Genomic DNA, 25728 nt, shown 5'->3' with positions numbered 1-25728 from the left:
GATAAATTGATTTTTAGATAATTTATTGTCTCATCATGCATCCTGTGCTATAATTAGAACAATAAAATCAGCGAATGCTAAAAATGGAGGAAAAAAATGACAGACTGGAACAAGTGGCTTAAAAAGAGAAAGCTTTGTGCGGATAATATTCTCTATATCTATCGACGTGACCGCAAAACCATCATCCATCGAGAGGATGGCGAGGAATTTGCGCTGTTCGCTCCCGTATATACACTTTTAGCGCTCTTCCCGGAGGATGCCTTTCTGAACATCAACAAGGGAATTGCCGTGAACAAAGCACGAATCGTAGATATCAGCAGCGATGGCGTCTATACCATATCTGACGGGCAAACCTTTCAGGGACGCAAGCGCAACCTCAGCGCCCACCGCCAGCTGCGCAAGCAAATGGGCATCAATGCTCTGCCGGACGCACAGCCGCAGGCAGCACCCATGAGCTTTCTGGCATATTGCATCATCGAGCTTGTTTTTGATGCCAATGGCCATGGTGTAGACTTTGTCTTCCGTTACTGCAACAAGGAAATGGCACACATTGAGGGAGTTCCCGTAGAAAAAATGTTAAACCGTTCTTTCTATGAGGTTTTTCGCAACGGTGACAAAAAATGGCTGGTAACCTACGCTGATGTGGCCCTCAACGGAACAAAACATCTTATCCACGATTACAGTCCGGAGATAGGCCAACAGCTCAACATTTACTGCTATCAGCCGGAGCAGGGTTTTTGTGCCTGTATCCTGCAGGTTGCTGATAATATTGATCATGAATAACAAAGGAAGTAAGCAATAATGAACGGACAGGAATATTTACAGCAATTGGAGCAGCGCCTTGCTCACTATTACGATAAGAAGCCATTACCGAAGGCTCCGGCGTTCGTCCTTGCGGCAGAGCTGAACGCTGCGGACGAAGGCTATTTCATCATACCTGATTTAAAGACCTACAGTGTGCAGCACAACGAATATCTTTATGCAGCACGCTTCGACAAGCAGCTCACTGCAGAAATGGCTGCGCCCTATCTGCAGTTCACCAAGGATGCTATGGCGGCGCTCAAAACCACTACTGAGCACATGAGCAGCATCTATGCCCTGTTGTTTATCTGCGAAGCAGGAGTTGATGACAAAACTCTTGCAGACCTGCAGAAGCTCAGGCAGCACAAGGACTACTGCTTCACTCTGAAGGGCTGGTCGGACCTGGCTTTATATATTGTAGACATCCCGGCGCAGAGGCTTTATTGCAACAAAGCAGGCGCCAAGGAAAAGGCGCTCTTTGAGTTTGCCAAAGCTTGATTTTTGTCACTTCACACTAGACAAGTTATTCCTCCACGGAAAAAATAAATCGTATACAGCTGTTAAGTATTTGCACATTCTGTACAAATCTTAACAGCTTTTTCTTTTTTTTAAGTTAATAAATAATTCTGTGACAATTCGTTGACATTAGAAGCAAATGTGTTATACTATTTCTATGTTGCACACGAGATATAGAGTGCACTAGTAGTTATTATTTTCTAAATTATTTATTTTGCAATGATGCAAAAGGGAAAGAAAGGATGTTATTTATGAGTGGTTTATTGTTGCTTGTAGGCTCAATGGTTATCTTCTTTGTTGCCTACGTAACCTATGGTTCCTGGCTGTGTAAAAAGTGGGGTGTTGACCCTACCCGTAAGACTCCGGCTGAGAGATTGTGCGATAACGTCGACTATATGCCGACCAAGCCCGCTGTATTGATGGGCCATCACTTCTCCTCCATCGCCGGTGCCGGTCCTATCGTTGGTCCTATCACCGCTGCTGTATTCGGTTGGGTTCCTGTAATGCTGTGGATTTTAATCGGCAGTATCTTCTTCGGCGGCGTGCACGACTTTGGTGCTCTGTACTCCTCCATCCGTTTTGACGGCAAAACTATCGGTCAGATTATCGATGCAACTCTGGGCAAGAGCGGTAAGTTTCTCTTCTCCATTTTCGCATATGTAACTCTGCTGGTTGTTATCGCTGCTTTCGCTAACATCGTAGCCGCTACCTTCGTAGCAAGCCCGCAGGCTGCAACCGCTTCTCTGCTGTTCATCGTGCTGGCTGTTATCTTCGGCTTCTCCGTATATCGCTGTGGCCTGAGCCTCGGCGTAGGCACCGTTATCGGTGTTATCATGCTGGTTGTAGCAATTGCTATCGGCAACATGTATCCGCTGCACCTGTCCAAAAACGTTTGGGTTTGCATCCTGATGGTTTACATCTTCATTGCTTCCATCGCTCCTGTTTGGATTCTGCTGCAACCGCGTGACTATCTGAACTCCTTCCTGCTGTATGCCTGCATCGCCTTCGCTCTGGTTGGTATCGCAATTTATCAGCCGTCCATGCAGCTGCCGGCATTCACCACCTTTGATCCTTCTGGCAAAGGCACCAACCCGATGTTCCCTATGCTGTTCGTAACCGTTGCCTGCGGTGCTATCAGTGGCTTCCACTCCCTGGTATCCTCCGGTACTACCTCCAAACAGCTCGATAGCGAAGGCAATGCTAAGCTCATCGGCTACGGCTCCATGCTGCTTGAAGGCGTGCTGGCTGTAGTTGCAGTTGTTGCTGTAGGCTATGTTGGCGGCGACAAGCTGACCGAGCTGCTGAAAAACGGTGGCCCTGTAAACGTATTTGCTGATGGCGTTGGTACCTTCATGACTAAGCTCGGCTTCTCCTTCGGCGTTGCTAAAGGCTTCGTTGCTCTGACCATCTCCGCTTTCGCTATGACTACTCTGGATACCGCAACCCGTCTGGGCCGCTTCATTTTCCAGGAGCTGTTCACTAAGGTTGATCCGAAAACCGGCGAAGCTCAAGGCAATGTTCTCACCAACCCGTTTGTTGCTACTCTGATTACCGTTGTACTGTCCGGTTATATGTCTCTTGGCTCCTACCTCACCATCTGGCCGATTTTCGGTGCTGCTAACCAGCTGTTGGCTGCCCTCTCCCTGTTGGCTGTCGGTGTATGGCTGAAGAGCGTTGGCCGTGACAACCTGATGGTTCTCATCCCGATGGCATTTATGTTCTGTGTAACCTTGGTTGCATTGGCACAAATCATCTTCGCTAACATGGCAACTCATATCATTACCGCTGCATTGGGTTCTGTACTCTTCATCCTGGCAATTGCACTGTTCCTGGAATCAAGAAAGTATCTCTTCGGTGGTGCAAAATAACCAAATATGCTCTAAGCATTAAACACTGAACGTGTTCAATGGCTGTTACGAATTTCGTAATGAAGTACGTAACAGCCATTTTTTTGTTGATATTTTATACTATATATAGTATCATAAAGAAAGAAGGTATATTATGACATCCCTCGAGAAAAAACTCCGCGCTCTGGCCAACGGCAAGGATTTGCCTTGGGACCAGACCAAAGCTCTTTTAGAAAAGTTAGGAGCCGAAGTTAAACCGCCTACTGGTGGTGGCAGTCATTTTAAAATTCGTTATTCAGACAGGCAATCTTTGAGCATCCCAGTCCATAATGGGAAAATCAAAAAAGTCTATGCTCGTATTATTGCAAATTTAATTGATGATATTCAGAAAGGAGAGTGATTTAACATGAAAAAAGATTTAAATTACTACTTATCTTTAAATTATGCTTCTGAAATCAGCGTTATTCCCGAAGATGAAGGCGGCGGCTATCTCGCCTGCATTCCCCTGCTCCCTGGTTGTATGACCGATGGTGAAACAGTCGAAGAAGCTTATACAAATCTGCAGGATGCTAAACGTGAATGGATTATTGATATGCTCGACCGCGGTTTGCCCATCAACGAGCCAAATATGAAGCCTCGCTTCAGCGGCAGGTTCGTAGTGCGTGTACCTAAAACACTGCACCGCCTGCTGGCCGAAGAATCGGAACGTGAGGGCATCAGCCTGAACCAGTTCGTCAATAACTCGCTGGCCTTTGTTGTTGCCCAAAAGCTTGCACACTAAAAACAGCTCCCCGATACGACCGTATCCGGGAGCTTTAACTTCCATAAGAAAAGCCAGTCTGCCGCAACTACAGTTACAACAGACCGGCTTCATTATATATAATTTATCAAAAAAATTAGGATCTCTTCTTCAGTTCTTCAAACAGCATAGGATTCAGCACGCGGATGTAGGTACCCTTCATGCCCAAGGATTTGGTCTCGATCAGGCCGGCACTTTCAAATTTACGCAGTGCATTAACGATAACGGAACGGGTAATGCCAACGCGGTCAGCAATCTTGGAAGCAACCAGCAGGCCCTCGTTACCGTGCAGCTCACCCATGATGTTGACAATAGCTTCCAGCTCGGAATAGGACAAGGTGGAGAAAGCAACCTGTACAGTAGCCTTCTTGCGGATTTCTTCGGAAACAACTGCTTCGCGGTCATGCAGAATTTCTACGCCCAAAACAGTAGCAGCATATTCTGCCAGCAGCAGGTCGTCATCATTAAACTCTGCATCATATTTAGCAACAATTAAGGTACCAAGACGTTCACCATTGCCATAAATAGGTACAACGGTAGTCATCTTGCCATTGAAAATACATTTTGTATCAGCAACAAAGGAACAGTTTTGGTTCTGATGAGGAATATTAGCTAATGTTTCCTTAACGCTCATGATGAAGCTCAGATAGTCTTCCGGAAAGCGCATATCATCAAGCACCTGCTCACGCATGATGTCGCATTCAAACTCGTGAATCAGCGCGTAACCCTTTACGCCGCCCTTACGGCCTACGATGTAGGTGTTTGCTTCGATAACGTCACGCAGGAGCTGCGCAATAGCGTTAAACTCAACCTTATCTCCCTTTTGTAAAAGCTTGTTAATCTTTCTTGTCTTTTCCAACAATTTCATACTTTTCCCTCCTAAAAAAAATTATGCCCTCGGATGATTCTTCTTATAAACATTAGTCACATGTTCATTTGAAACGTGCGTATAAATTTGTGTTGTTGATAAATTCGCATGGCCTAAAAGCTCCTGTACTGCTCGCAAGTCAGCACCATGCTCCAAAAGATGCGTCGCGAAGGAATGGCGTATCGTATGCGGACTGACATTTTTATGCAGCGCCAGCATATTAATATATTTCTCTAAAATACGTCTTACACTACGGTCCGTAAGCCTGCCGCCGCGGTTGTTGACAAAAATGAACTCATGCTCCTCATGATACTTGAGCATCAGCTGCTGTCGTACGGGATAATAGCTGCTTAGTGCTGCGCAGCAGGTATGTCCCACCGGCACAACTCTTTCCTTATTACCCTTGCCCAGCAAAAGCACAAAGCGATTGCTGAGGTCTACCCTTTCCAGGGTAAGGCCTACAAGCTCAGATACACGGCAGCCGGTTGCATAAAGCATCTCCAGCACCGCCTGATCACGAACGCCTAATACTTTGCTTTTATCAGGCATTATCAGTAGCTCGTTGACTTCAATTTCGTCTAAAAAAACTGGCAGCTTCTTTTCCAGCTTAGGCGTGCGCACCTTGGTCAGCGGACTATATTCAATAACCGCTTCACGCACAAGATATTTGAAGAAGGATCGTAAAGCAGATATTCTGCGTGCAATTGTCCTGCGCGCATACTGCTTTTCGTTAAGCTCTGCGAGATAGCCACGCACATCTAAAGGACCTACCTGTTGCCAGAAAAAATCCTGCTTCGCCTTGCGGCGCAACATAAACTCGGCAAAAGCAGCTAAATCCTTCTGATAGCTTTCAATAGTATGCCAGGAACAATTTTTTTCAACCTCCAGATAGGTTAAGAACCTTTCAGGAAAGTTAATAGTCGTTCTACTCATCTTCTTAAAATACCTTTACTTATTTTATCACACAAAACCGCAAGAATCAAGACAATATTGCTATTCTTTCTAATTTTCTAATAGTTTACTCTCAGTAGAAAAAAACAGTGCCAGAGAAAGCACTGTTTCATCCTTGAACCAGCAGTCATATGTTATAAAATCTATCGTATACCATAAAAACTGATTTGTCAAGTTATTATAAATTATTTTGCTATTTTGTCAAAATTAACGCCATAATTGTAGCTTACTATACAATTATGGCGTATGAATTATAATTCTTAATAAGAATTTATTTGCGAGTCAGCTTATAGATGAGCGCATTGCAGATAGCTGCAGCAACGTTGCTGCCACCCTTGCGACCGCGGGCAACGATATAAGGAATACCGGTCTTCATGATGATTTCCTTGGATTCTACAACGTTAACAAAGCCAACGGGCACGCCGATAACCAGCTCCGGTTTAATCTTGCCTTCTTTTACCAGCTCGTCCAGACGAACCAGTGCAGTCGGTGCGTTGCCTACGGCAATAATTACCGGACCTTCGATGGTGCAGGCCTTTTCCATGCAGGCAGCGGCTCTGGTGGAGCCGGCCTCCTTAGCACGTGCAGCCACGTCAGGATCTGCCATGAAGCAGACAGCCTTAGCGCCCAGCTTGCTCAAGCCCATTTTGTTGATGCCGGTGCAGGCCATATTGGTATCAGTAACAATGGTAGCACCCTTTTGCAGTGCAGCCAGTGCCTTCTCTACTACGCCGTCAGAAAACAGCATATTGCGGGCATAATCAAAATCTGCGGAGGTATGGATAACGCGCTTAACGATATCAATTTTCTCCTCATCGATATGAATTTGGCCTAATTCCTCACCAATAATTTCCATACTGCGTTTTTCAATGTCAGCGGGTAAAACATTTTGTAAATGCATTATTTTACACTACCTTTCTTCATGATATACTGCAAATTATTTTTCAATACCTACGCGCGCCGGAATGCCTCTTTTGAAGGGATGCTTGCGCATGCAGACCTCGGATACATAATCAGCCAGCTCCACCAGCTCAGGCGAAGGGTTACGTCCTGTCATAACAACCTCCAGCTCCTGCGGCTTGTTCTTCAGAAACTCGACCAAAGCAGCCTGGTCAAAAACGCCGGTGTTGCAGGCACCGATGATTTCGTCGAAAATCAACAGATCGATATGCTCGTTAGCGCATTTTTGCTTAACCTTGTCGAAAAGCACCATATGCTCGCGCTTAACCTCAGCCTTTTCCTCATCGTTCATCTGGAAGGTGAATTTCTTGGTTTCCTTGCCGCGCATTACCTCAATATTGGGCAGCAGTGCTAAGCTCGCAAGCTCGCCTGTCGGTCTGCTTTTGAGGAACTGCACAATCAGCACATGGTTGCCATGGCCTGCGCAGCGGATTGACAAGCCCATAGCAGCGGTAGTTTTTCCCTTGCCATCGCCACAGTAAATATGAATCAGTCCACCGTCTTTCATTTAGACACCTGCTTCCAAAATCTCATAAATTTTCTTCATATCCAGGTTCTCACGAATGCTGTCGGCAAGAATATCATATTGCTGACGTTTGTATTCCGCAAAGTTGATGGTTTGGATGTCCTCCATCTTTTTGCCCTTCTTAGCCAGCAGCGCTTCGACAATCTTCACAGCAATGCCGTCGCCATCAAAAACGCCATGTACATAAGTGCCGTAAACATTGAGCTTGCCCTCGGTGTTCTGAGAGCCTTCAGCCATAATCTCACCATCCTCGTGAATCGGGCTGATAGAGGTCAGTGCTGCCTCCTCCGGGAATTCGGTTACACCGGAGTGAATCTCGTAGCCATAAAGCGGCTGACCGCTCAGTGCGGAGAAGATGCCCTGCACCTTGCCGAATTTGCCGGCCATCTGGATGGTACGTTTCTTTTCGATAAAGGTGGTTTCAATGTTCAGCAGGCCCATGCCAGGAGTAACGTTGGCCTTGCCGGTGCCGTCCTCTTCGCCGTACGGATCGGAAATCTGCTTGCCCAGCATCTGGTAACCGCCGCAGACACCGAACACTACGGTACCGCTGTTGGCATGCTTCAAAATAGCAGCCTCCATACCGCTCTGGCGCAGCCATTTCAGGTCGCCGGTGGTATTTTTGGTACCGGGGATAATAATCATATCCGGCTGGCCCAGCTCGCGTACACTTGTTACGTAGCGCAGGGATACGCCGGGAATCAGCTCGAATACGTTGAAGTCTGTATAGTTAGACATACGCGGAATACGTACAACCGCAATATCAATCAGCTTAACCTCGCTGCGGCCGCTGATACGCTCGGAGAGGCTATCCTCGTCCTCGATATCAACCTTCAGCATCGGCAGCACGCCTACGATAGGTACGCCTGTTTTTTCTTCAATCATCTTCAGGCCGGGGCGCAGGATTTCTACGTCACCGCGGAACTTGTTGATGATAACACCCTTAACCATGGCTCTTTCGTCGTCCTCCAGCAGCATCAGCGTGCCGTAGATGGAAGCGAAAACGCCGCCACGGTCAATATCTGCTACCAGCAGCACAGGAGCCTTGGCCATTTTAGCCATGCCCATGTTGACAAAATCGTCCTTTTTGATGTTGATTTCCGCCGGGCTGCCTGCACCCTCGATGCAGACAATATCGAATTGGGACGCCAGCGTATCAAACGCCTTCTGTACTTCCGGACGTAATTTATGCTTCATAGCATAATATTCGCCGGCCTTCATGGTACCGATTGCTTCGCCGTTGACAATAACCTGGGAACCGCTGTCGCTGGTAGGCTTCAGCAGAATAGGATTCATCAGTACGCTGGGCTCAATGTTGGCTGCTTCAGCCTGCACAACCTGTGCTCGTCCCATTTCCGCACCCTCGGCGGTGATAAAGGAATTCAGCGCCATGTTCTGGGATTTGAACGGTGCTACCTTGTAGCCGTCCTGATTGAATACACGGCATAAACCTGCTGTTACCAGGCTTTTGCCTGCATTGGACATGGTACCTACTATCATAAGTGCTTTTGCCACTTTAATCACTCTCTTTCATCAAAAAGTCCAGTATGTCACGATAGCTTTGCAGCCGGATACTGTGACCTGTGGTATTAAGATAGCCTGCAATCACAGGCGTGCAGCCATCACCGTGCTTACCTGTTATCGAGCTGGTAACATGGTCGCCGCAGATGATAAGCTTCAGTGGTTCATGATACTTTGCTGCTATAGTCTGTAAAAACTGGGTATCTATTCTGCTGATAAAATCAGCCTTGCCCTGATAATCATAACGGTGGGCAGCCTCGTCACTGCCGTTGAAATGTGCAATAACGAAATCATCCTGCTGCAGCATAGCAAGCGTTGCTTCAGCCTTCGCCATAATGTCAGTATCAACATCGCCGGTTGCATTCGGCGGTGTTATTACATCCATGCCCAAGGCTTTGGCAATGCCGATGACAATCTCCGCCTTGCACACCGCCCCGCCGCGCAGTCCGTGCAGACTGTCGAAGGAAGGGAGCACCTGGCGGGCTGAAGGTCCCCAGGGATACAGAATATATTGCAGGCCATCACGGGCAAAGGGCTGCAGCCGTTTTGCCGACTCCTGCAAAAAATAGTTAATGGACAAGGACTTACTGCGCAGCTCCTGCAGCAAAGCGCTTACATCCCCGCCTACACTTTCGTGCGGCGGCTCTACAGCGCAGTTCAGCACGCCGGCCTCCTTGTTCATCACTAAAAGATTACGATATTCAGATAGATGGATAAATTCTATATCTTTAAGGATACCGTCACACTGTTTGGCAGCTTGGTGCATCTCCAGCGGCGTCAGCCCCTGCCCGTTAAAGGCAGCAAGACGGCCGGATGCATCAACAGCAGCCAGATTGCAACGCAGCACCATTTCATATTCGGAAATATCACGGTTGTGCGCCAACAGCTCCAGATAAGCACGGTTGTGCGGTATATCCTTTTTATCTACACCCAGAAGCCGCAGAATACAACTGCAGCTTTCGGGAATAATGTCATTTTCACATATGCTGAGGCTCCCAAGTGTCCCGGAAGCAGCCAGCGCATCCATCGCAGGATGCACTGCGTGCTCAAAGGGAGTCTGTCCCTGCCATGCAGGAATCGGGGAATCGCCTAAGCCATCAATTAATACTAATAAAGAGCGCATGTTTTTATTGCTTCCTTAAGTGCTTTAATTAGACCGCGGTTCTGCACTCTCGTTTTGACCGCGATACGGTAATAGCCTGCCTGCAGATTGTGGTAGTTGGCGCATGAACGTATCAGATAGCCACGCTCATGCAACAGCTCCGGAAGATTTTCCGGCTGCGGCAGATAAAAGAAAATATAATTGGCCTCCGAGCCGTATACCTTGGCACCCAAAGCCGTAAGCTGGTTACGCAGATAGCTGCGCTCCTGCTCAATCAGCTTAAAGGATTTAGCCAAATATTCGTGCTCCCTTAAAGCAGCCTTGCCTGCCTCCTGCGCCAGAATGGAAACGTTCCAGTCCTGACCGCTCTCATGCAGCGCTGTGTTCAGCTCATTGCTGCCGCTGAGGCAGTAGCCTAAGCGAATGCCGGGCATCGCAAAGGTTTTAGTGAAAGCCTTAAGGATAACCAGCTCAGGATAGGTTGCCAGCAGATCACGCATGCTGAAGGCCTTTTCCTCACTGACAAAATCCATAAAGCATTCATCTATCAAAAGATGGGCTCCTACCAGACGGCATTTGTCGAGAATCTGCACCAGCAGCTCACGGCTCGTCAGCTGGCCGGTAGGATTATTGGGATTACAGATAACAACTAAATCTGTTTCAGGCGTAATTGCATCGACAATATCATTGTCAGCAGCAAAATCACGCGCCTCCTGCAGATTATAATAGCTTATTTTGCAGTCTACCGTACGCAGAGCCTTTTCGTAATCAGCAAAGGTCGGTGCCAGAAGCAGTGCACGTCCGGGCTTCAAGGCCAGCGCCAGACGGAACAGCACATCGGCCGCACCGTTACCGAAGAAAATATACTCCTGCGGCAGCTGCAGATAGCTTGCGGTCACCTCTGCCAGCTCGCGGCAGAAGGGATCAGGATAGTTGATACAAAGCTTTAAAGCCTGTTGAACGGCCTGCTTTATACCAAGCGGCAGGCCAAGAGGATTGATATTGGCAGAATAATCTACAAAGGGGCAACCATCCTTGGTCAGCTTTTCCGTATAGATATCTCCGCCGTGTTCGTATTTATACATCATCTTCTACCTGCTTCATTTTAAGATAAGACTGTTCACCAAAAAAATCAAGGAAAACAGCAACAGGCTGAGAACAGCCGTCATATACAGTAAATTGTTGGTGGTAACTATATCCTCGGGGCACACCGGGCGGATGTCATCGCCGATGGTTTCCTTGTGGACAAGCTTACCGAAATAAAAATGATCGCCGCCGAGCTGAATGTTCAAGGCACCGGCCGTAACTGATTCCGTCATTGCGGAATTAGGACTGAGATGATGATAGCGGTCGCGCCAGAATGTCTTCCACGCTCTCTTGGCATCAAGATTAAGAAAATAAGATGCCACAATCATTACCAGACCGGTAATACGCGCGGGAATCAGATTGGCCAAATCATCCAGTTTGGCAGCACAGCGTCCAAAATAAAGATACGTGTCATTTTTATAACCGACCATGGAATCCATAGTGTTGATGCCTTTGTATAAAAAGGCCAGCGGAGCGCCGCCGATGAACATATAGAACATCGGAGCGATGATGCCGTCGGCAGTATTTTCCGCAACGGTTTCTACTGCTCCCTTAGTCACCTCTGCAGCATCAAGTTCTTTTGTATCACGCCCAACGATCCATGATAGCTTCAGTCTTGCATCCACAAGATCGTTATCCTTCAGGGCAGTGTATACCTTCATGCTTTCGTCACGCAGACATTTTGTAGCAAAAATCTGGTAGCACATAACGGTTTCCAGAGCAAAACGCAGCCAGGGGTTAACCTGTTCCGCCAGCGTCAGCACAGCATACGGCACGGCAAAGGTAAGAACCAGAACGATTATTACCATCAAGGCACCGCCGAGCAGTAATGCTGTCTCGCCGGGAGCAAGCATACGCCGCAGTTTTTTATCCAGAAATCCTATTAAATTGCCAATTAAGCAGATTGGATGCGGCAACCAATGCGGGTCACCGAAAATCAAATCTAAAATAAAACCTGCTACAATTGCGCCTAAGGTCATCATCTAAGCAAACTCCCCTTTTCAGCAGTCTGTCGACTGCTATTTAGCAGCATACGCTGCACATTGTTTGATAAAGCTGCGGGCAAATTCAGGATTGCCCCACAGATGGATGTGCGGATAACCGGCATAAAGTGTCGGCGTAGTATTCGCGCATTCCCAGCTGCCGCGGCCGGAAGCCTTGGCAGCTATAAAGCTTGCACCATTGTTGGTGCTGTCAGAGTAATGGAACTCGTGTCCGTTGATTGTTCCACCGGCAGGACACAGCAGATTATCCTGCTGCGCCGTCAGGTGTACATATCCGAAGCGCGTCAGCTTTTTAGTCATGGCCGATTCGCCCTTCAATGCACCAACCCAGCTGTAAAGCTTATCGCCGTCACGATAATGCTCCAGCAGATACATGAAGCCGCCGCATTCTGCAAAACAAGGCATACCGCCGTCGATGGCAGTTTTCAGCTCCTGCAGCAGCGTTTTGTTATCCGCTAATTGCTGTGCGTAAAGCTCAGGATAGCCTCCGCCCAATACAAGGCCGCTGATGTTCTCCGGGAGATGCGCATCAGCTATCGGGCTGAAGGGTACGAGCTCTGCACCAAGCTCAGCTAAGAGGTCAAGAGCGTCCTGATAGTAGAAACAGAAGGCTTTGTCCATAGCGACCGCCACACGCATACGTCCGACGGGTTCAAGGCTTACCTCGTCATATGCAAGCGGTGCAGCTTGCGCCGCTACCTGCAGCAGGCCGTCCAAATCGACAGATTTGGCTGCCTGAGCTGCCAGCTTGGCAACTATCTGCTGCAAATCTCCTATTTCCTCGGCTGTAACCAAACCTAAATGACGGCTTTCAAAGTTACAGTCCTGCATCACCGGGAAGTAGCCTAAAAGCTTCACACCGGTTTCGCGTTCAATTACATCCTTATAGAAAAGATAGCTCATCGGATTAACATTGTTCAGAATAGCGCCGACAATGTGGCTGTCACTGCGGAATTCCTTAAAGCCCTTGATGGTCGCAGCAATGGATAAGGCGGCTCCCTTGCCGTTGACAACCAATACTACCGGAACATCGCAGGTGCAGGCCAGCTCGTAAGCACTGGCTTCCGTGGTTTTACCCATGCCGTCGTAAAAGCCCATCGCACCTTCAAAGACAGCTACATCCGCACGGCGTGCATTTTTTGCCACCAGATAACGGGTTGTCGCCTGCCCCAGCATGAACAGATCCAGATTGCGGGATTTTGCTCCGATAACACGAGAATGAAACATCGGGTCAATATAATCAGGTCCTGATTTGAAGGCTGCCACAGACAGCCCTTTTTCCATCAGCGCCTTCAGCAGGCCGCAGACGATAGTAGTCTTGCCACTGCCGCTGCCGGGAGCACTGATCATAAAACGTGGAACTTTTACTTCAGCCATGTTAATCTTCCTTCTTCAATGCAGTCATTACATATACAGGGTTTTGTGCCATCATCAGGTTGTAGCTGCCCAGATGCTTGCTGCGCGCTACAAACACATTGACAATCTCCAGACTGTAATCAGAATGCTCCTTATAATAAGTAGCAACCTCTGCCAGGGTTTCTACCGTAATAGCATTGATTACAATACGGCAGTCACTGTTCTTGGCATAAATTACGTCCAGCATTTCACACAAATCGCCGCCGCTGCCGCCTACGAAAACACAATCGGGAGCAGGCATGGCTTTGATGTTCTCCAAAGCCTCACCGGCAATAACCTCCAGATTGTCAACGCCAAACAAGGCCTTGTTCTTTCCGAGGAGCTCAACGGCAACAGGGTTGCGCTCAAAGGCCCAAACCTTACCTTGGCTGGCAAGCAGAGCCAGCTCAATGGAACAGGAGCCTGTACCGGCGCCGATGTCATAAATAATATCTGTAGCCTTCGGCTGCAGCTTGGACATCGATACGCTGCGTACCTCCTGTTTGGTCATAGGCACCTTGCTGCGCTGGAACAGGTCATCGGCAAGGCCGTGTACGGTAGAGGTAAAGCTTTGCGCATCCTCGTTCAAAATCATCATAACGGACAAGGACGGGAAATCCAAGGCACTAATTTCTTCCGCCGTACCGCTGGTGATTTTTTCTTCGGGATACGAAAGGTTTTCACCGACATAGACCTGAACCTGACCAAGACCATGCTCGCACAGCTGCTCGCACAGCTTTTGCGGAGAATTATCTCCACCGGTCAAGGAAAATACTTTTTTGTTACGGGCAACTGCCGCTACCAGATTTTGTGTGCGTCCGTGCATGCTGACGATTTTAGCGTCATCCCAGGACAGCTGCAGCTTGGAGGAAAAATATACCAGGCTGCTGATGCCGCAGTAGCGGACACATTCACAATCCGGCAGCTTACCGCTGATGGTTTTGGCGAGGCTGAAAAATCCTACATCGCCGGAAACCAGCACCGCCAGCACATCCTTTTCAGGCTGTGCCTGCGCTGCTATTTCAGCAATAGCAGCTGTTTTAATTGTATCATATACAGTTTTGCTGCTGTCTGCAAAAGCAGCCAGCATGCGTTTGTCGCCAATCAGGATATTACTTGAAGCAATAGCCTGACGTGCTTCGCCGGTCAGCAAATCGGGGTTACCGGGGCCGATACCGACGATGTTTACGCGCAATTTTTGCGACATAGGAAGCAAGCCTCCTTTTTATTTATATCAATTACCGGCAGCAAAATGCTGCTTAAGGTAATCAACAATCTCACTATAGCCGGCACCGGTTTCCTCCTGTGCACGGCCGATGACTATCAGCTTGGCGCCGGCAGCTGCCGCTGCCTCCACCTTTTCATCAAAGCCGCCGACAGCACCGGAATCCTTGGTCACCATGAACTTGCTGCCATATTTTTTCAGCATAGCGACATTCAGCTCCTTGCTGAACGGTCCCTGCATACAGATAATATGCGCAGGCTTATAACCAAGCTTCAAAGCAATCTGCAGACTGCTTTCCAGCGGCAGGATACGCAGAACGATACGCTCGGCGTAATCATGCACAGCGGTGAAGTCCGGCAGATTCTTGCTTCCGGTAGTCAGGAAGATGCCGCCGTCCAGATGATTCAGAAGCTCGACGGCTTCCGCAAAATCGTGGACGGTAATGTAATCGCCGCCCTCGCCCGCCGGACGCACCAGGCGCAGATATTCAACCTGCTCGGTGCTGCAGGCCTCCTGCACCGTTGCGGTAACAACGGTAGCATAAGGATGCGTAGCGTCAATAACGCAGGCAGGACGGTGCTCCTGAATAAAGGCACGCATAGCTGCAAGGTCCATACGCTCTGCCATGACGGTCATTCCGGGCTGCGGCTCAATCAAGGACGCACCGTAATCCGTAGCAACAGAAACATACAGCTCCACCGGCAGCTTAGCCAGCTCCTTAATCAGGCGGCGTCCCTCACTGGTACCGCCGATAAGCCAAATTACCGGTTTCATGCCAGCTTGTAACCACGCGGGGTTACCATACGGCCATTGATTACTTCGGTCTGGGTGTTGCCGATAATAACAGTAGAGAACATGTCTACCTGTTTATCGCGCAGCTCTGCCAGAGTAGTCAGCTCAAAGTCCTGACCATCACGGCCGATGTTGCGTACAATGCCTGCAGGAATAGTACCAGGCTGATTTTTCAGCATGATATCGCAAGCCTTTTGCAGGTAATCATGACGCTTGTGGCTGGAAGGGTTATACAGGCAGATGCAGAAATCGCCTTTGGAAGCGCAGTCAAGACGCTTCTCGATTTTTTCCCACGGAGTCAGCAAATCGCTGAGGGAAATCAGGCAGAAGTCGCTGATCAGCGGTGCGCCCAATACAGCAGCGCCGGAGCATGCTGCGGTAATGCCGGGAACAACCTCAATTTCAATTTCAGGGTGGTCCTTGGCAACCTGGCACATAATGCCGGCCATGCCGTAAACACCTGCGTCACCGCTGGAAATCATAGCAACGGTTTTGCCCTTCAGAGCTTCATCCAAAGCCAGCTTGCAGCGGTCAACCTCTTTACGCATGCCGTTGGAGAGGAATTCCTTCTCCTTGAAATCTTCCTTAATCAGGTTAACGTATACATTGTAGCCTGCAATAACATCACAGGACTTCAGTGCGTCGTAAGCTCTTTTGGTCATTTGCTCTACGCCGCCGGGGCCAAGGCCCACAACAAATAATTTACCCATTATCTTGTCTCCTTAATCAGTCTTTAAGCCTGTTCTGGCAAAATCCAGGACCAGGTTTTCGGCTGCAACAGCCAGAGTTACACCATTCAGACTTGTCTTGCGCAGCAGTAGCCTGCCGCCCTTGCTGTCTTTCACAGCACTGCGCTCGCATACGTTGCTTACACCAACTACGCTCTGCACAAAGGACGAAGGCGTGAAATCGCCTGCTACGCTATTTAATTCATCAGCTGAATAGAAATTAGCAGCAAAGTTATATTTTTTGGCAAAGGCCAGTAAACCCTGCTCGTCTTTTTTCAAATCTACGCTTGCAATTGCCACAACGGAACGCTTGTCCAGCTGCAGCTTTTCCAGCTCCGGCAGTACCAGAGCTTCAATATTTTCCAGAGGCGTATTGCGGCGGCAACCGATTCCCAGATGCACAATCTTGGGAAGCAGGCACACCGTAGTAGCAAACGGCTGCAAATGCTTTTGCAGTGTAACAGCCATGCCGACAGGCAAGCTGCTGTCCTCAACTACCAGCTTGGGCAGCGGGCCTGTAAGCTGAAATTCCTTGTCATAATACAGGCCTACCTTTTCATCCCCCACCAGTGCTGCAGCAAAATCCTTGGCTGCTGCCAAAGAGCACAGCACCATGCGGTTGCGGGCCGCCCATTCGTCAACAGCAAAAAGACCGTTGACATCCGTCGCTGTGGTCACGCAGGCAGTTGCGCCCAGCGCTGCCGCCAGGCAGCGCGAAAGCTCATTGGCTCCGCCGATGTGACCTGCCAGCAGAGGAATGACAAAGCTTCCGCGCTCATCTACAGAAATCACAGCGGGATCCGTCAGCTTGCTTTTGATAAAGGGCGCGATAGTACGCACCGCAATACCCACAGCGCCAACATACACCAACGCCTGACATTTGTTGAAAACAGCTGCGCAGGCACCGTTATGGTCCGGCAGCATCGGGGCAATGCCCGTCTGCTCCGCATACTTTGCTACAGTCTGCAGCTCCGTTTCATAACCGATGCTGTGCAGATATTCGGCAACCCTTTTGCTCAGCTCCGCGCCACGCGCCGAAAAGGAAAATATAGCCGCGCGCATAGCTTATTTAACCTCGGGCTTAACGTCCAGTTTAGTCGGGTCTGCTTCACGGAAGCCGTGAGCGAAGGTCGGGTTGTACAGCTCGCTGCGGTCATAAGCGTTGCCCAGGAAGCCGCCGACGGTAATCAACGCAGTTTTGTTGATGCCGTATTTAGCAGCGTTTTCTGCCAGAGTACCAACGGTGCAGCGGATAACCTTTTCATCCGGCCAGGATGCTTTGTAAACAATAGCAGCCGGAGTATCGTTTCTGTAACCGCCTCTTACGAGCTCTGTCTGCAGTTTTTCCAGCATACCGCTGCTCAGGAAGATAACCATGGTTGCCTTGTGGGCAGCATAGTCGGCAATCTTCTGGTGGCTCGGAACCGGAGTACGGCCTTCCATACGGGTGATAATAACAGATTGGCTTACGTTCGGCAGAGTGTATTCAGCCTTCAGGCAAGCAGCAGCAGCGCAGAAGGAACTTACGCCGGGAACAATCTCGTAGTCAAGGTTGTAGCTGCGCAGCAGGTCAATCTGCTCGCGATGTGCACCGTAAACGCTGGGGTCGCCGGTGTGCAGACGTACAACCAATTGGCCAGCCTGAGCGGCGGGAACCATAGCAGCGATAACCTCTTCCAAGGTCATAGTTGCACTGTTCATAATAGTACATTCCGGTTTGCAGTATTTCAGCAGTTCCGGGTTAACAAGGGAGCCTGCGTAAATAACCAGGTCAGCCTTTTCCAAAAGCTCTTTACCTTTTACAGTAATTAAGTCAGCTGCACCAGGACCAGCACCAATAAAATAGATCATTATTCATCAAACTCCTTTTCTTTAACCAATATTACAGAGAAATAGCTGCTCTTAGGATCTACTTCTTCAAGGTTACGATAGATTTTTTCGCCCGGCAGGCCGCATCTTTCAACCATACCGGAATTTTTGATGAGCTTGCGCTCACGCAGCTCGTCAACTACACGGCCGATTTCGCTTGCAGATTTCATCAGCACCTTGTTGCCGGGGCCATCAAGGAACGCTGCGGACTGCTTGTAGCTGCCGGGCAGAACAATCAACGGTTCCGCTCTTTCGCACAGGGAAGTGTTCAGTTTAGCAGCAACAGCGCAGATAGAGGTTACGCCGGCAACCAGCTCTGCATCATAGCCATCTTTCAATACCAGCTTGTGTACGTAAATGCAGGTTGCATATACGGTAGGACAGCCGAGGGTAATGAAAACAACGTTTTTGCCTTCGTCAAGCAGCTTTTCAATAGCATCTGCACCCTCGCGGTGCGCCTTATCCATTGCAGCCATGTCCTTAGTCATAGGCATGTAGATAATCAGCTGGGGTTTAGCATCCAGGTCTACTACGTGATTAACGATTTCCTTTGCTGTCATCACATCAGTATCTCCCTTGGGCAGTGCAACAACGTCGCACTCCTTCAGCAGACGTACTGCTTTCAAAGTCATTAATTCGGGGTCTCCAGGACCGATACCAACACTATAAAGTTTGCCTCTCATTCTCTCATACTCCTTTTTGCTTATGTAGCTGAATTAATTCGTCTGCGTACTTAGTCTTGCCCAGAATGCCATAGACATTGGAAAACATCAAAGCAGCCGTTTTTATTTTGCCATGCACTCTATGCTGCATGTAAAAATCAATTTTTTCTGTAACCTTATCCATAACAGGCTCAAAGATTTGCTCCCGCTTCAGGACCTTGGTCACCTCATCGGTAGTCAGGCAGCCGTAAATCTCACGACCGACATCAACCGAAGCACCATGGAACATCGCCTCCAGAGCAAACAGCTCCGTGCGGCAGTCCGCATATTTGGAATGTGTATTCATTACGCCCTGCGCCACCTTCACCAGCTTACCGGAATGACCGATAAGCAGCAGTGTTTCAAAGCCGCAGTAAACGGCATAATCCAAAAGCTCGCCCACAAAGTTACTGCAGGTAACGTGACCTTCAAGGTCAAGCTTCATCTCATCACGCGTAAAATCCTCGCCGTAGTTGCCAAAGAACACCAGCAGATTCTTATTGCCGCGTGCCTTCTGCGCTCTGATTTCCACATACATCGTTTCAATCAGTGCCTTTTCACTCATCGGCTCAACAATACCGCTAGTTCCTAAAACCGACAGGCCGCCGATAATACCAAGACGGGGGTTGAAGGTTTTCTTGGCAATTTCTACACCTGCGGGAATAGAAATCGTCAGCTTAATGCCGCCGTTATAACCGGCAGCCTCCATAGCCTTGCCAACCTCCTGCGTAATCATTCTGCGCGGCGTGGGATTAATCGCCGGTCCGCCGACAGCACACGCCAAACCGGGCTTAGTCACCCTGCCGACGCCTACGCCGCCCTCCAGCTCAATACCGCTGCGGTCAGTCTTTTCGGCCCTGGCATAAACAAGCACACCGTTAGTATCATCAGGATCATCGCCGGAATCCTTGCGGATAGCACAGCTGACGTAATCCGGAGTCATCTCAACGTCTAAGGGCTCCAGGTCAAGCACTATTCCCTTGGGAGTGTCGATACGCACAGTCTCAACACGCTCGCCTGTAAGCAGCATCGTAGCTGCTGCCTTGGACGCAGCCGTTGCACAACTGCCGGTAGTATAACCACAACGCAAAACCTTTCCTTGCGAAAACTGATATTCTTCCAAAGCGCAGCTCCTTCACAATTAAATTTCCCATATAATAGGGATTATCAATAATAAAAAAAGACTTCTGCCGAATCCGACAAAAGCCATAAAGACAGAATTAACTAACGCTAATTATTCCTTGCAATTAGTAAACCCAACTGCCTCCATCACCCGTGGATTCAGAATAAAGCATGGGCTGACTGCTGACTTAGACACAAGGCCTTCACAGCGGCGGGACCGTCAGGAGTTAACCATCTTGTCAATTAAGAATGAATCACCCACACCAATAACCTGCTTTATTATATCATAAATAAATAAAATTTCCAATACTTTGCCCAATAAAAAAGCAGATAAGCCGAAGCCTATCTGCTTGAACGTCTTAAAGAACGCGGCAAGCGCCGTAATAACGTGCGCCCCAATAGCCGGTGAATGCGGAAGAAACCGTTACGCCGGTGCTGGTGCCTGCATGAATGAAGTTGCCGTCGCCAACATAAATACCAACATGAGAAGCACCCGGTTCATATGTGGTAAAGAAAATCAAATCGCCGGGACGAAGCTGGCTCATGGAAATCTGACGGCCGGAGTAAAACTGGCTGTCAGCCATACGCGGCAGATATACACCTGCTCTTGCGAATGCATACTGAGTAAAGCCTGAGCAGTCGAAGCCATAAGGAGTAGTTCCGCCAAATACATATGGAGTACCGATGACGCTGTAAGCAGAACGCAGTACGTTGCGTACAACGGAATTACTACGGTTAGGAGGCATCTCCCTGTTCATCAGCGCTCTATAGGTAGCTGAACCAACAATACCATCAACCTCTAATCCTTTATCAGCCTGGAAGTTTTTAACAGCTCTTTCAGTTTCAGGACCGAAATCACCATCTATATTATTAATAGAATAACTTAATTCTACCAATCTCTTTTGAATTGCCACTACTTCCTGTCCATCGTCTCCGCGTTGGAAGGAAGCCAAAGCTGTTACGGCACAGCTAAGACTAAATAAAACTGTCATACAGAAAACTAATACTTTGCGTTTGACCACTGGCACCTACATCCTTTCTTCTTTCTTAAGACATACCTATTATACCACAAAATATCGTTTCTGTAAAATCTTAATTTGTTATAATATTAATGCGCTTATTTAGCTTTATTTTCGTTTATTTTGTTACATTTTTGCAGGTGGCGAGCCACTAAATATAGTGGTCTATGCTTGATTTCTTCAAAGATACGCCCTATATATTCACCCAGGATGCCTATCCCTACAAGCTGAATTCCTCCAAGAAACAATACACTGACAGTAGTAGTTGCCCACCCCGGAACGGCATCGTTGGTCACAAATTTCACATAAAAAACATGGCCTAAAAGCAGAATACTGCACATGCCAAAAACAATACCTACGTAAAAAGCCCAACGCAGCGGCAGGTTGGAAAAGGCCGTAATACCGTCCAGCGCAAAGTGCAGCATTTTGTTCAGATTAAACTTGGAATGACCGGCAAAGCGCGGCGGTGCCACAAATTCCAGCACAGCAACATGAAAGCCCAGCGTATTTACCAGTCCACGGATAAAGCGTGCACGCTCACGGTAAAGCTTGAAGGCATCAACCGCAACCCTGTCCATCAGGCGGAAATCGCTGCCGCCGGGAGTAATTTCTACTTTAGATAAGGTGTTGATGAGCTTATAGTAGGCTGCAGATGTCAAATTTTTAAAGAAGCCTGCATCCTCTGTAGCCATACGCTTGGTCTGCACAATCTCGTTGCCTGCTTCCCAAAGGCGCAAAAGCTCGGGAATAAGCTCAGGCGGGTGCTGCAAATCACCGTCCATGGTAATCACGGCATCACCATCAGCGTGGTCTAGTCCGCAGGTAATTGCCATCTGGTGGCCGTAGTTGCGGCTCAAAAGGTAAGCCTCTACGTGCTCGTCCTGCGCAGCCAGCTCTGCCAGAATCAGTGCGCTGCTGTCACGCGAGCCATCATCAACAAAGATAATATTATAATCGTAGTCCTCCTGTTTCATTACAGCAGAAGCACGCTTGTGAAATTCGTGCAGGTTATCCTCTTCATTGAACACCGGCACTACTAAAGAAATTTTTTTCTTCATTATATTACACCACTTATTCTTCTGTCTAAAAAATCTGCCAAAATAAAATCAGACAAAAAAGGCTGCCTATAGGCAGCCGTTTTGCAAGGTATGAGTACTCAATAAGCCGAGTTCTGTTCCGCGAAGCGGTGATGATCATTTATCTAGTCTTACAGTTACCTGCAAGCTCAAGCGACACAACCCGGAAGGCTCAGCGGGCAGCTTCATCCCTCCCCTATTTGGTCTTGCTCCGGATGGGGTTTACCTAGCCAGCCTGTTACCAGACCGCTGGTGCGCTCTTACCGCACCGTTCCACCCTTACCTGCAAATGCAGGCGGTACACATTTCTGTGGCACTATCCCTGAGGTCACCCTCGCCGGACGTTATCCGGCATCCTGCCCTGTGGAGCTCGGACTTTCCTCATCTGGCTTAAAGCCAGCCGCGATCATCTTTCGTACTCAACTGTAGATTTTAGCATATTATTTCCGCTTAGTCAATACCAGCGGCTGCAGTTTTATTGTCGCAGGTATAACTGAAATGAAGCTGAAATGGTTATATATAGATGTTCAACTGCTTAACAAGCAAAAGCGCCCTGCGTACTACCGTCAGTAATACGCAGAGCGTTACAAGACCAAACTTAAACTACTGCCTCAATGATAACCTTATCCCCTACATTGATCCGCTGTACTCCTGCCTGCTTATTTTTGTTAAAGCTAAAGCTCAGCAGATAGCCAACCTTGGTATGATAAGCATCAAGATAAGCAGCTAATTGGCTTTCACCGCGATTATTATATTCGCTTCCGCGCCAAATTTTCATTTCGATAATATACTGCTCACCATTATAATCAACTATCACATCTGTTCTGCATAAATCCCTTGTACGCGCTTCGATATAATAGTTGCCGGTTCCGTTGATTATAGGACGCAAGTACAGCAAAAAGTACTTTCTTCCCTCCTCCTCCAGAAAGCGCTCATCACACGAACCGAAAACATCATTAAAATGCACAATGAATTTTTGGAGCACCAGCTCCATATCCAGTCTGCCATTAGTTATAAACTGATTCTTATCCTGAAGAGATGCTTTGTAAAGCTCATTCTTCTGCAGCTCATCCTCCGCCAGATAATAATTATAGAGTCTGGTTTCAAAAATTCTGTTGGCAATCGCTACATACCCGTCTTTATTTTTTATAAAGCCAAACATCGTAGCCATATCAATAGCTACTTCATCGGCGCTGTAAGGATACATATTGCCGGAGAAAAGCACTGCCTTCAGCATCCGGTTCAGCTTGGGGTAGGCGTGCAGCTTCCCTATCAAGGATTCAAACAGGGTATTTTTCTCCTGCAAAAGCAAGCGTACTGCCGCATTAAAGCCATCCTTGGTCCAGGCAGCTTTTTTAGAAGCATATTCCGGCATTAAGCAAACCTTTTCGTCGAGCAGCTGGCACAATCTGGAAACCAAAAACGGATAGCCTGCCGTATAATCGTAAATCCAGCCTGCAAAGACCTTGGTATCAAAAGCAAGTCCGTAATCCTTGGCATATTCATTAAGCATAGCAGCAATCTCGACTTGTGAAAAGCTCATGTCTATCGTAAAATCCGCCGCTATGTTCCAAGGACTGTTATATTTATGCTCTTCATCGGCACGCAGCTTTTGTTTAAGATTTTTGATGTCATATACTCCGGCAAGAATAACAGATTGAAACGCAGGCTGCCAGGCACGTTCGATATATTGCGCCCTGAGCTGTGCCAAAAAATCTAAAAACACCTGATTATTGGAAGCACTGTCCACCTCATCAATCATTAAAACAATCGGTTTATCGCTCGCTGCACAGATATCTCTCAGGCATTCAAAAAGCTCCTTCAGACTGAAAATACTGTTACTGATTACAGCGGCATTTTTCAAATCCGCACAGGCCTTTTCCAAGGCTGTATTTTCCGACAGGCGGTTACGCTTCAGCGCATGCAAAAAAGAGCCTGCGAAAGCAATAGAAAATATATTGCCGTCCTTAAATTTAGAAGCATCAAAGGTTTGAAAGTCCAGCAAGACGGTGTAATATTCACTTTGCAGATAGCCGAAAAGTGCCTGCAGCGTTGTTGTCTTACCATACTGGCGTGCTCTGTTGATGGTGAAATACTTTTTTGTAGCAATCATTTCTTTAATCTTTTGCAGTCGTCCACTGATATCAACCATATAATGCTCGCCGGGTATGCAAACAGCTGTCGTATTAAAGGTCTTACGCATCATTCCATCTCCTTGCTTCAAATATTTCTTCTTAAATTATAGCATATTTGCCAAGAAAAGCATATCTTGCAGCTACACAAGACTTCTCTGCTCCTTACGGACGCACGCTGGTGCGCAGCTGAATAGCCTCCGCCAGATGCACCGCCTCAATGTTCTCGCTGCCCGCAAGGTCGGCAATCGTGCGTGCCACCTTCAGAATGCGGTCATGGCTGCGGGCACTGAGGTTGAGCATATTAAAGTAGCGCTCCATAACATTCTGCGCCGCCGCGTCCAGCTGGCAATATTTAACAACCTCGCTCCGTCCCATCTGCGCATTACAATGAATGCCAACTGCCTCCAAGCGCTCCTGCTGCACTAATCTTGCCTTCACCACGCGTTCGCGGATGGCAGCAGAGGATTCACCCTTTTCCTTCGTTTTCAGCTCACTGAATTCCACCCTGCTCAGATTAATCTGCATATCAATTCTGTCCATCAAGGGACCGGAAATCTTGCGGCGGTAGCTGTCAATTTCCGATTGTTTACAGGAACAGCGGTGCACAGAATCGCCGAGATAGCCGCATGGACATGGATTTTGAGCTGCGCACAAAATAAACTTGCTTGGAAAGGTCATCGCCGCCCTGACGCGCGAAATGCTCACCTCGCCATCCTCCAGCGGCTGACGCAGCATCTCCAGCGTAGCGCGTTCAAATTCCGGCAGCTCGTCCAAAAAGAGTACGCCGTTATGTGCCAAAGTAACCTCACCCGGGCGTGGTGTACTGCCACCGCCCAGAAGCGCGCTGCCGCTGATGCTGTGATGCGGACTGCGGAAGGGGCGCTCCAGCATCACGCTGTCGGCCTGCGGCAAGAGTCCCACAATACTGTAAATCTTGGTTACCTCCAGCGCCTCTGCCTCCGTCATCGGCGGCAGAATCGTTACCAAGCGGCGCGCCAGCATCGTCTTGCCGCAGCCCGGAGAGCCCACCATCAGGATACTGTGACCACCGGCGGCGGCAATTTCCAAGGCTCTGCGCGCCACGAGCTGTCCTTTGACGTCAGCAAAATCCACATGATAAATCTTATTATTGTTCTGCAGAATATTTTCCTTCGGCAGGGGCGTCAGCGTGTTCTTGCCCTGCAGGTGCTCCACCAGCTCCTTTAAGGTCGCCACCGTATATACCTTGATACCCTGAATCAGCTTGCCCTCCGCAGCGTTGGCCTGCGGAATAAACACCTCCTGCGCCCCGCACTTCTTGTCGTCCATAATCATGGAAAGCACGCCGGAAACCTTGCGGATTCTTCCGTCCAGTGACAGCTCGCCAATGAAAACCTTGTTCTCCAGCTTATCCGTATCCAGGATTCTGCCGCAGGTCATAAGGCCGACGGCAATCGGCAGATCAAGGCCACTGCCCTCCTTACGCAAATCTGCAGGCGCCAGATTGACCGTAATACGCGTCATCGGGAAGGGATAATTGGAATTGCGCAGCGCGGCCTTCACGCGCTCCTTAGATTCGCGCACGGCCATCGCCGGCAGGCCTACCAGGTCGAAGTTGGGCATGCCGTTGCTTACGTCCACCTCTACCACAATTTGTACACCATCAATACCACAGGTTGTTTCGCCAAGAATTTGTGCAAACATTA

Annotated in this window: 25 protein-coding genes and 1 other RNA gene; 5 read left to right on the top strand and 21 right to left on the bottom strand. The window is 48.5% G+C overall.

Annotation, left to right across the window (positions count from 1 at the left end):
- The first annotated feature begins 96 nt into the window (after positions 1 to 96).
- The 5 genes from RDW05_RS08445 (at position 97) to RDW05_RS08425 (ending at position 3945) form a co-directional block, all read left to right on the top strand.
- A complete protein-coding gene (locus tag RDW05_RS08445; RefSeq protein ID WP_307978657.1) occupies positions 97 to 783 on the top strand; it encodes a LytTR family transcriptional regulator DNA-binding domain-containing protein in 687 nt (228 codons plus the stop codon).
- 18 nt (positions 784 to 801) lie between these two features.
- A complete protein-coding gene (locus RDW05_RS08440; protein WP_307978656.1) occupies positions 802 to 1299 on the top strand; it encodes a hypothetical protein in 498 nt (165 codons plus the stop codon).
- Between the two features lie 269 nt (positions 1300 to 1568).
- Positions 1569 to 3185 (top strand): carbon starvation protein A, encoded by a 1617-nt coding sequence (locus RDW05_RS08435; protein ID WP_307978654.1) that lies wholly within the window; start codon positions 1569 to 1571, stop codon positions 3183 to 3185.
- Positions 3186 to 3318: 133 nt separating this feature from the next.
- A complete protein-coding gene (locus RDW05_RS08430; RefSeq protein WP_210684405.1) occupies positions 3319 to 3564 on the top strand; it encodes a type II toxin-antitoxin system HicA family toxin in 246 nt (81 codons plus the stop codon).
- A 6-nt stretch (positions 3565 to 3570) separates the two neighbouring features.
- Complete coding sequence (locus RDW05_RS08425) at positions 3571 to 3945, top strand: toxin-antitoxin system HicB family antitoxin (RefSeq protein WP_307978652.1); 375 nt, start codon at positions 3571 to 3573, stop codon at positions 3943 to 3945.
- A 115-nt stretch (positions 3946 to 4060) separates the two neighbouring features.
- Here RDW05_RS08425 and codY read toward each other — a convergent pair whose 3' ends face one another.
- The 21 genes from codY to RDW05_RS08320 form a co-directional block, all read right to left on the bottom strand.
- On the bottom strand, positions 4061 to 4831 hold the full coding sequence (gene codY / locus RDW05_RS08420) for a GTP-sensing pleiotropic transcriptional regulator CodY (protein WP_021720820.1): 771 nt from the start codon (positions 4829 to 4831) through the stop codon (positions 4061 to 4063).
- 21 nt (positions 4832 to 4852) lie between these two features.
- On the bottom strand, positions 4853 to 5764 hold the full coding sequence (gene xerC / locus RDW05_RS08415; protein ID WP_307978651.1) for a tyrosine recombinase XerC: 912 nt from the start codon (positions 5762 to 5764) through the stop codon (positions 4853 to 4855).
- 289 nt (positions 5765 to 6053) lie between these two features.
- Complete coding sequence (locus RDW05_RS08410) at positions 6054 to 6683, bottom strand: precorrin-8X methylmutase (protein WP_293721989.1); 630 nt, start codon at positions 6681 to 6683, stop codon at positions 6054 to 6056.
- A 36-nt stretch (positions 6684 to 6719) separates the two neighbouring features.
- The gene (locus tag RDW05_RS08405; RefSeq protein WP_307978650.1) at positions 6720 to 7250 is read right to left on the bottom strand and encodes a cob(I)yrinic acid a,c-diamide adenosyltransferase; all 531 of its coding nucleotides are present in this window, start codon (positions 7248 to 7250) and stop codon (positions 6720 to 6722) included.
- The gene (locus RDW05_RS08400) at positions 7251 to 8783 is read right to left on the bottom strand and encodes a cobyric acid synthase (protein WP_307978649.1); all 1533 of its coding nucleotides are present in this window, start codon (positions 8781 to 8783) and stop codon (positions 7251 to 7253) included.
- A gap of 1 nt (position 8784) precedes the next feature.
- Positions 8785 to 9912 carry a hypothetical protein gene (locus RDW05_RS08395; RefSeq protein ID WP_307978647.1) on the bottom strand — a complete coding sequence of 376 codons (1128 nt, stop codon included), beginning with the start codon at positions 9910 to 9912 and terminating at the stop codon, positions 8785 to 8787.
- A complete protein-coding gene (locus RDW05_RS08390; RefSeq protein ID WP_307978646.1) occupies positions 9897 to 10979 on the bottom strand; it encodes a pyridoxal phosphate-dependent class II aminotransferase in 1083 nt (360 codons plus the stop codon). Before RDW05_RS08390 ends, RDW05_RS08395 begins: the two co-directional genes overlap by 16 nt.
- Before the next feature lie 12 nt (positions 10980 to 10991).
- Positions 10992 to 11960, bottom strand: a complete 969-nt coding sequence (gene cbiB, locus RDW05_RS08385; RefSeq protein WP_304080991.1) for an adenosylcobinamide-phosphate synthase CbiB — start codon at positions 11958 to 11960, stop codon at positions 10992 to 10994.
- Between the two features lie 36 nt (positions 11961 to 11996).
- Positions 11997 to 13358, bottom strand: a complete 1362-nt coding sequence (locus RDW05_RS08380; protein ID WP_307978645.1) for a cobyrinate a,c-diamide synthase — start codon at positions 13356 to 13358, stop codon at positions 11997 to 11999.
- A gap of 1 nt (position 13359) precedes the next feature.
- The gene (gene cbiE, locus RDW05_RS08375) at positions 13360 to 14583 is read right to left on the bottom strand and encodes a precorrin-6y C5,15-methyltransferase (decarboxylating) subunit CbiE (RefSeq protein WP_307978644.1); all 1224 of its coding nucleotides are present in this window, start codon (positions 14581 to 14583) and stop codon (positions 13360 to 13362) included.
- A gap of 27 nt (positions 14584 to 14610) precedes the next feature.
- Positions 14611 to 15375, bottom strand: coding sequence for a precorrin-6A reductase (cobK, locus tag RDW05_RS08370; RefSeq protein WP_307978643.1), 765 nt, complete (start codon positions 15373 to 15375; stop codon positions 14611 to 14613).
- Positions 15372 to 16103 carry a precorrin-3B C(17)-methyltransferase gene (gene cobJ, locus RDW05_RS08365; protein WP_009144629.1) on the bottom strand — a complete coding sequence of 244 codons (732 nt, stop codon included), beginning with the start codon at positions 16101 to 16103 and terminating at the stop codon, positions 15372 to 15374. The genes cobK and cobJ overlap by 4 nt, the downstream gene beginning before the upstream one ends.
- 12 nt (positions 16104 to 16115) lie before the next feature.
- Positions 16116 to 17183 carry a cobalamin biosynthesis protein gene (locus tag RDW05_RS08360; protein WP_307978642.1) on the bottom strand — a complete coding sequence of 356 codons (1068 nt, stop codon included), beginning with the start codon at positions 17181 to 17183 and terminating at the stop codon, positions 16116 to 16118.
- 3 nt (positions 17184 to 17186) lie between these two features.
- Positions 17187 to 17972, bottom strand: a complete 786-nt coding sequence (gene cobM, locus RDW05_RS08355; protein ID WP_307978641.1) for a precorrin-4 C(11)-methyltransferase — start codon at positions 17970 to 17972, stop codon at positions 17187 to 17189.
- Entirely contained in the window at positions 17972 to 18673 is a 702-nt protein-coding gene (cobI, locus tag RDW05_RS08350; RefSeq protein ID WP_021720833.1) for a precorrin-2 C(20)-methyltransferase, read from the bottom strand. Before cobI ends, cobM begins: the two co-directional genes overlap by 1 nt.
- A 4-nt stretch (positions 18674 to 18677) precedes the next feature.
- Positions 18678 to 19814, bottom strand: coding sequence for a cobalt-precorrin-5B (C(1))-methyltransferase CbiD (cbiD, locus tag RDW05_RS08345; RefSeq protein WP_307978639.1), 1137 nt, complete (start codon positions 19812 to 19814; stop codon positions 18678 to 18680).
- A 358-nt stretch (positions 19815 to 20172) separates the two neighbouring features.
- Complete coding sequence (locus RDW05_RS08340) at positions 20173 to 20805, bottom strand: NlpC/P60 family protein (protein ID WP_210684390.1); 633 nt, start codon at positions 20803 to 20805, stop codon at positions 20173 to 20175.
- A 125-nt stretch (positions 20806 to 20930) separates the two neighbouring features.
- Positions 20931 to 21890 (bottom strand): glycosyltransferase family 2 protein, encoded by a 960-nt coding sequence (locus RDW05_RS08335; RefSeq protein ID WP_307978637.1) that lies wholly within the window; start codon positions 21888 to 21890, stop codon positions 20931 to 20933.
- Between the two features lie 87 nt (positions 21891 to 21977).
- An RNA gene (gene rnpB / locus RDW05_RS08330) (RNase P RNA component class A) lies at positions 21978 to 22330 on the bottom strand.
- Between the two features lie 176 nt (positions 22331 to 22506).
- The gene (locus RDW05_RS08325) at positions 22507 to 24114 is read right to left on the bottom strand and encodes an AAA-like domain-containing protein (RefSeq protein WP_307978636.1); all 1608 of its coding nucleotides are present in this window, start codon (positions 24112 to 24114) and stop codon (positions 22507 to 22509) included.
- Between the two features lie 91 nt (positions 24115 to 24205).
- Positions 24206 to 25726, bottom strand: a complete 1521-nt coding sequence (locus RDW05_RS08320) for a YifB family Mg chelatase-like AAA ATPase (protein ID WP_307978634.1) — start codon at positions 25724 to 25726, stop codon at positions 24206 to 24208.
- Between the last annotated feature and the right edge of the window lie 2 nt (positions 25727 to 25728).

The organism is uncultured Phascolarctobacterium sp. (assembly GCF_902463975.1).
Classification (GTDB): Bacteria; Bacillota; Negativicutes; order Acidaminococcales; family Acidaminococcaceae; genus Phascolarctobacterium_A.
The sequence above is the reverse complement of the archived record's forward strand: the minus strand, read 5'-3'. Positions and strand labels throughout refer to the sequence as shown.

Bases quoted from the DNA above. Each gene is read 5' to 3' on its own strand.
- RDW05_RS08445 (WP_307978657.1), top strand. From the start codon at position 97: ATGACAGACTGGAACAAGTGGCTTAAAAAGAGAAAGCTTTGTGCGGAT.
- RDW05_RS08440 (WP_307978656.1), top strand. From the start codon at position 802: ATGAACGGACAGGAATATTTACAGCAATTGGAGCAGCGCCTTGCTCAC.
- RDW05_RS08435 (WP_307978654.1), top strand. From the start codon at position 1,569: ATGAGTGGTTTATTGTTGCTTGTAGGCTCAATGGTTATCTTCTTTGTT.
- RDW05_RS08430 (WP_210684405.1), top strand. From the start codon at position 3,319: ATGACATCCCTCGAGAAAAAACTCCGCGCTCTGGCCAACGGCAAGGAT.
- RDW05_RS08425 (WP_307978652.1), top strand. From the start codon at position 3,571: ATGAAAAAAGATTTAAATTACTACTTATCTTTAAATTATGCTTCTGAA.
- codY (WP_021720820.1), bottom strand. From the start codon at position 4,831: ATGAAATTGTTGGAAAAGACAAGAAAGATTAACAAGCTTTTACAAAAG.
- xerC (WP_307978651.1), bottom strand. From the start codon at position 5,764: ATGAGTAGAACGACTATTAACTTTCCTGAAAGGTTCTTAACCTATCTG.
- RDW05_RS08410 (WP_293721989.1), bottom strand. From the start codon at position 6,683: ATGCATTTACAAAATGTTTTACCCGCTGACATTGAAAAACGCAGTATG.
- RDW05_RS08405 (WP_307978650.1), bottom strand. From the start codon at position 7,250: ATGAAAGACGGTGGACTGATTCATATTTACTGTGGCGATGGCAAGGGA.
- RDW05_RS08395 (WP_307978647.1), bottom strand. From the start codon at position 9,912: ATGCGCTCTTTATTAGTATTAATTGATGGCTTAGGCGATTCCCCGATT.
- RDW05_RS08390 (WP_307978646.1), bottom strand. From the start codon at position 10,979: ATGATGTATAAATACGAACACGGCGGAGATATCTATACGGAAAAGCTG.
- cbiB (WP_304080991.1), bottom strand. From the start codon at position 11,960: ATGATGACCTTAGGCGCAATTGTAGCAGGTTTTATTTTAGATTTGATT.
- RDW05_RS08380 (WP_307978645.1), bottom strand. From the start codon at position 13,358: ATGGCTGAAGTAAAAGTTCCACGTTTTATGATCAGTGCTCCCGGCAGC.
- cbiE (WP_307978644.1), bottom strand. From the start codon at position 14,583: ATGTCGCAAAAATTGCGCGTAAACATCGTCGGTATCGGCCCCGGTAAC.
- cobK (WP_307978643.1), bottom strand. From the start codon at position 15,375: ATGAAACCGGTAATTTGGCTTATCGGCGGTACCAGTGAGGGACGCCGC.
- cobJ (WP_009144629.1), bottom strand. From the start codon at position 16,103: ATGGGTAAATTATTTGTTGTGGGCCTTGGCCCCGGCGGCGTAGAGCAA.
- RDW05_RS08360 (WP_307978642.1), bottom strand. From the start codon at position 17,183: ATGCGCGCGGCTATATTTTCCTTTTCGGCGCGTGGCGCGGAGCTGAGC.
- cobM (WP_307978641.1), bottom strand. From the start codon at position 17,972: ATGATCTATTTTATTGGTGCTGGTCCTGGTGCAGCTGACTTAATTACT.
- cobI (WP_021720833.1), bottom strand. From the start codon at position 18,673: ATGAGAGGCAAACTTTATAGTGTTGGTATCGGTCCTGGAGACCCCGAA.
- RDW05_RS08340 (WP_210684390.1), bottom strand. From the start codon at position 20,805: ATGACAGTTTTATTTAGTCTTAGCTGTGCCGTAACAGCTTTGGCTTCC.
- RDW05_RS08335 (WP_307978637.1), bottom strand. From the start codon at position 21,890: ATGAAGAAAAAAATTTCTTTAGTAGTGCCGGTGTTCAATGAAGAGGAT.
- RDW05_RS08325 (WP_307978636.1), bottom strand. From the start codon at position 24,114: ATGATGCGTAAGACCTTTAATACGACAGCTGTTTGCATACCCGGCGAG.
- RDW05_RS08320 (WP_307978634.1), bottom strand. From the start codon at position 25,726: ATGTTTGCACAAATTCTTGGCGAAACAACCTGTGGTATTGATGGTGTA.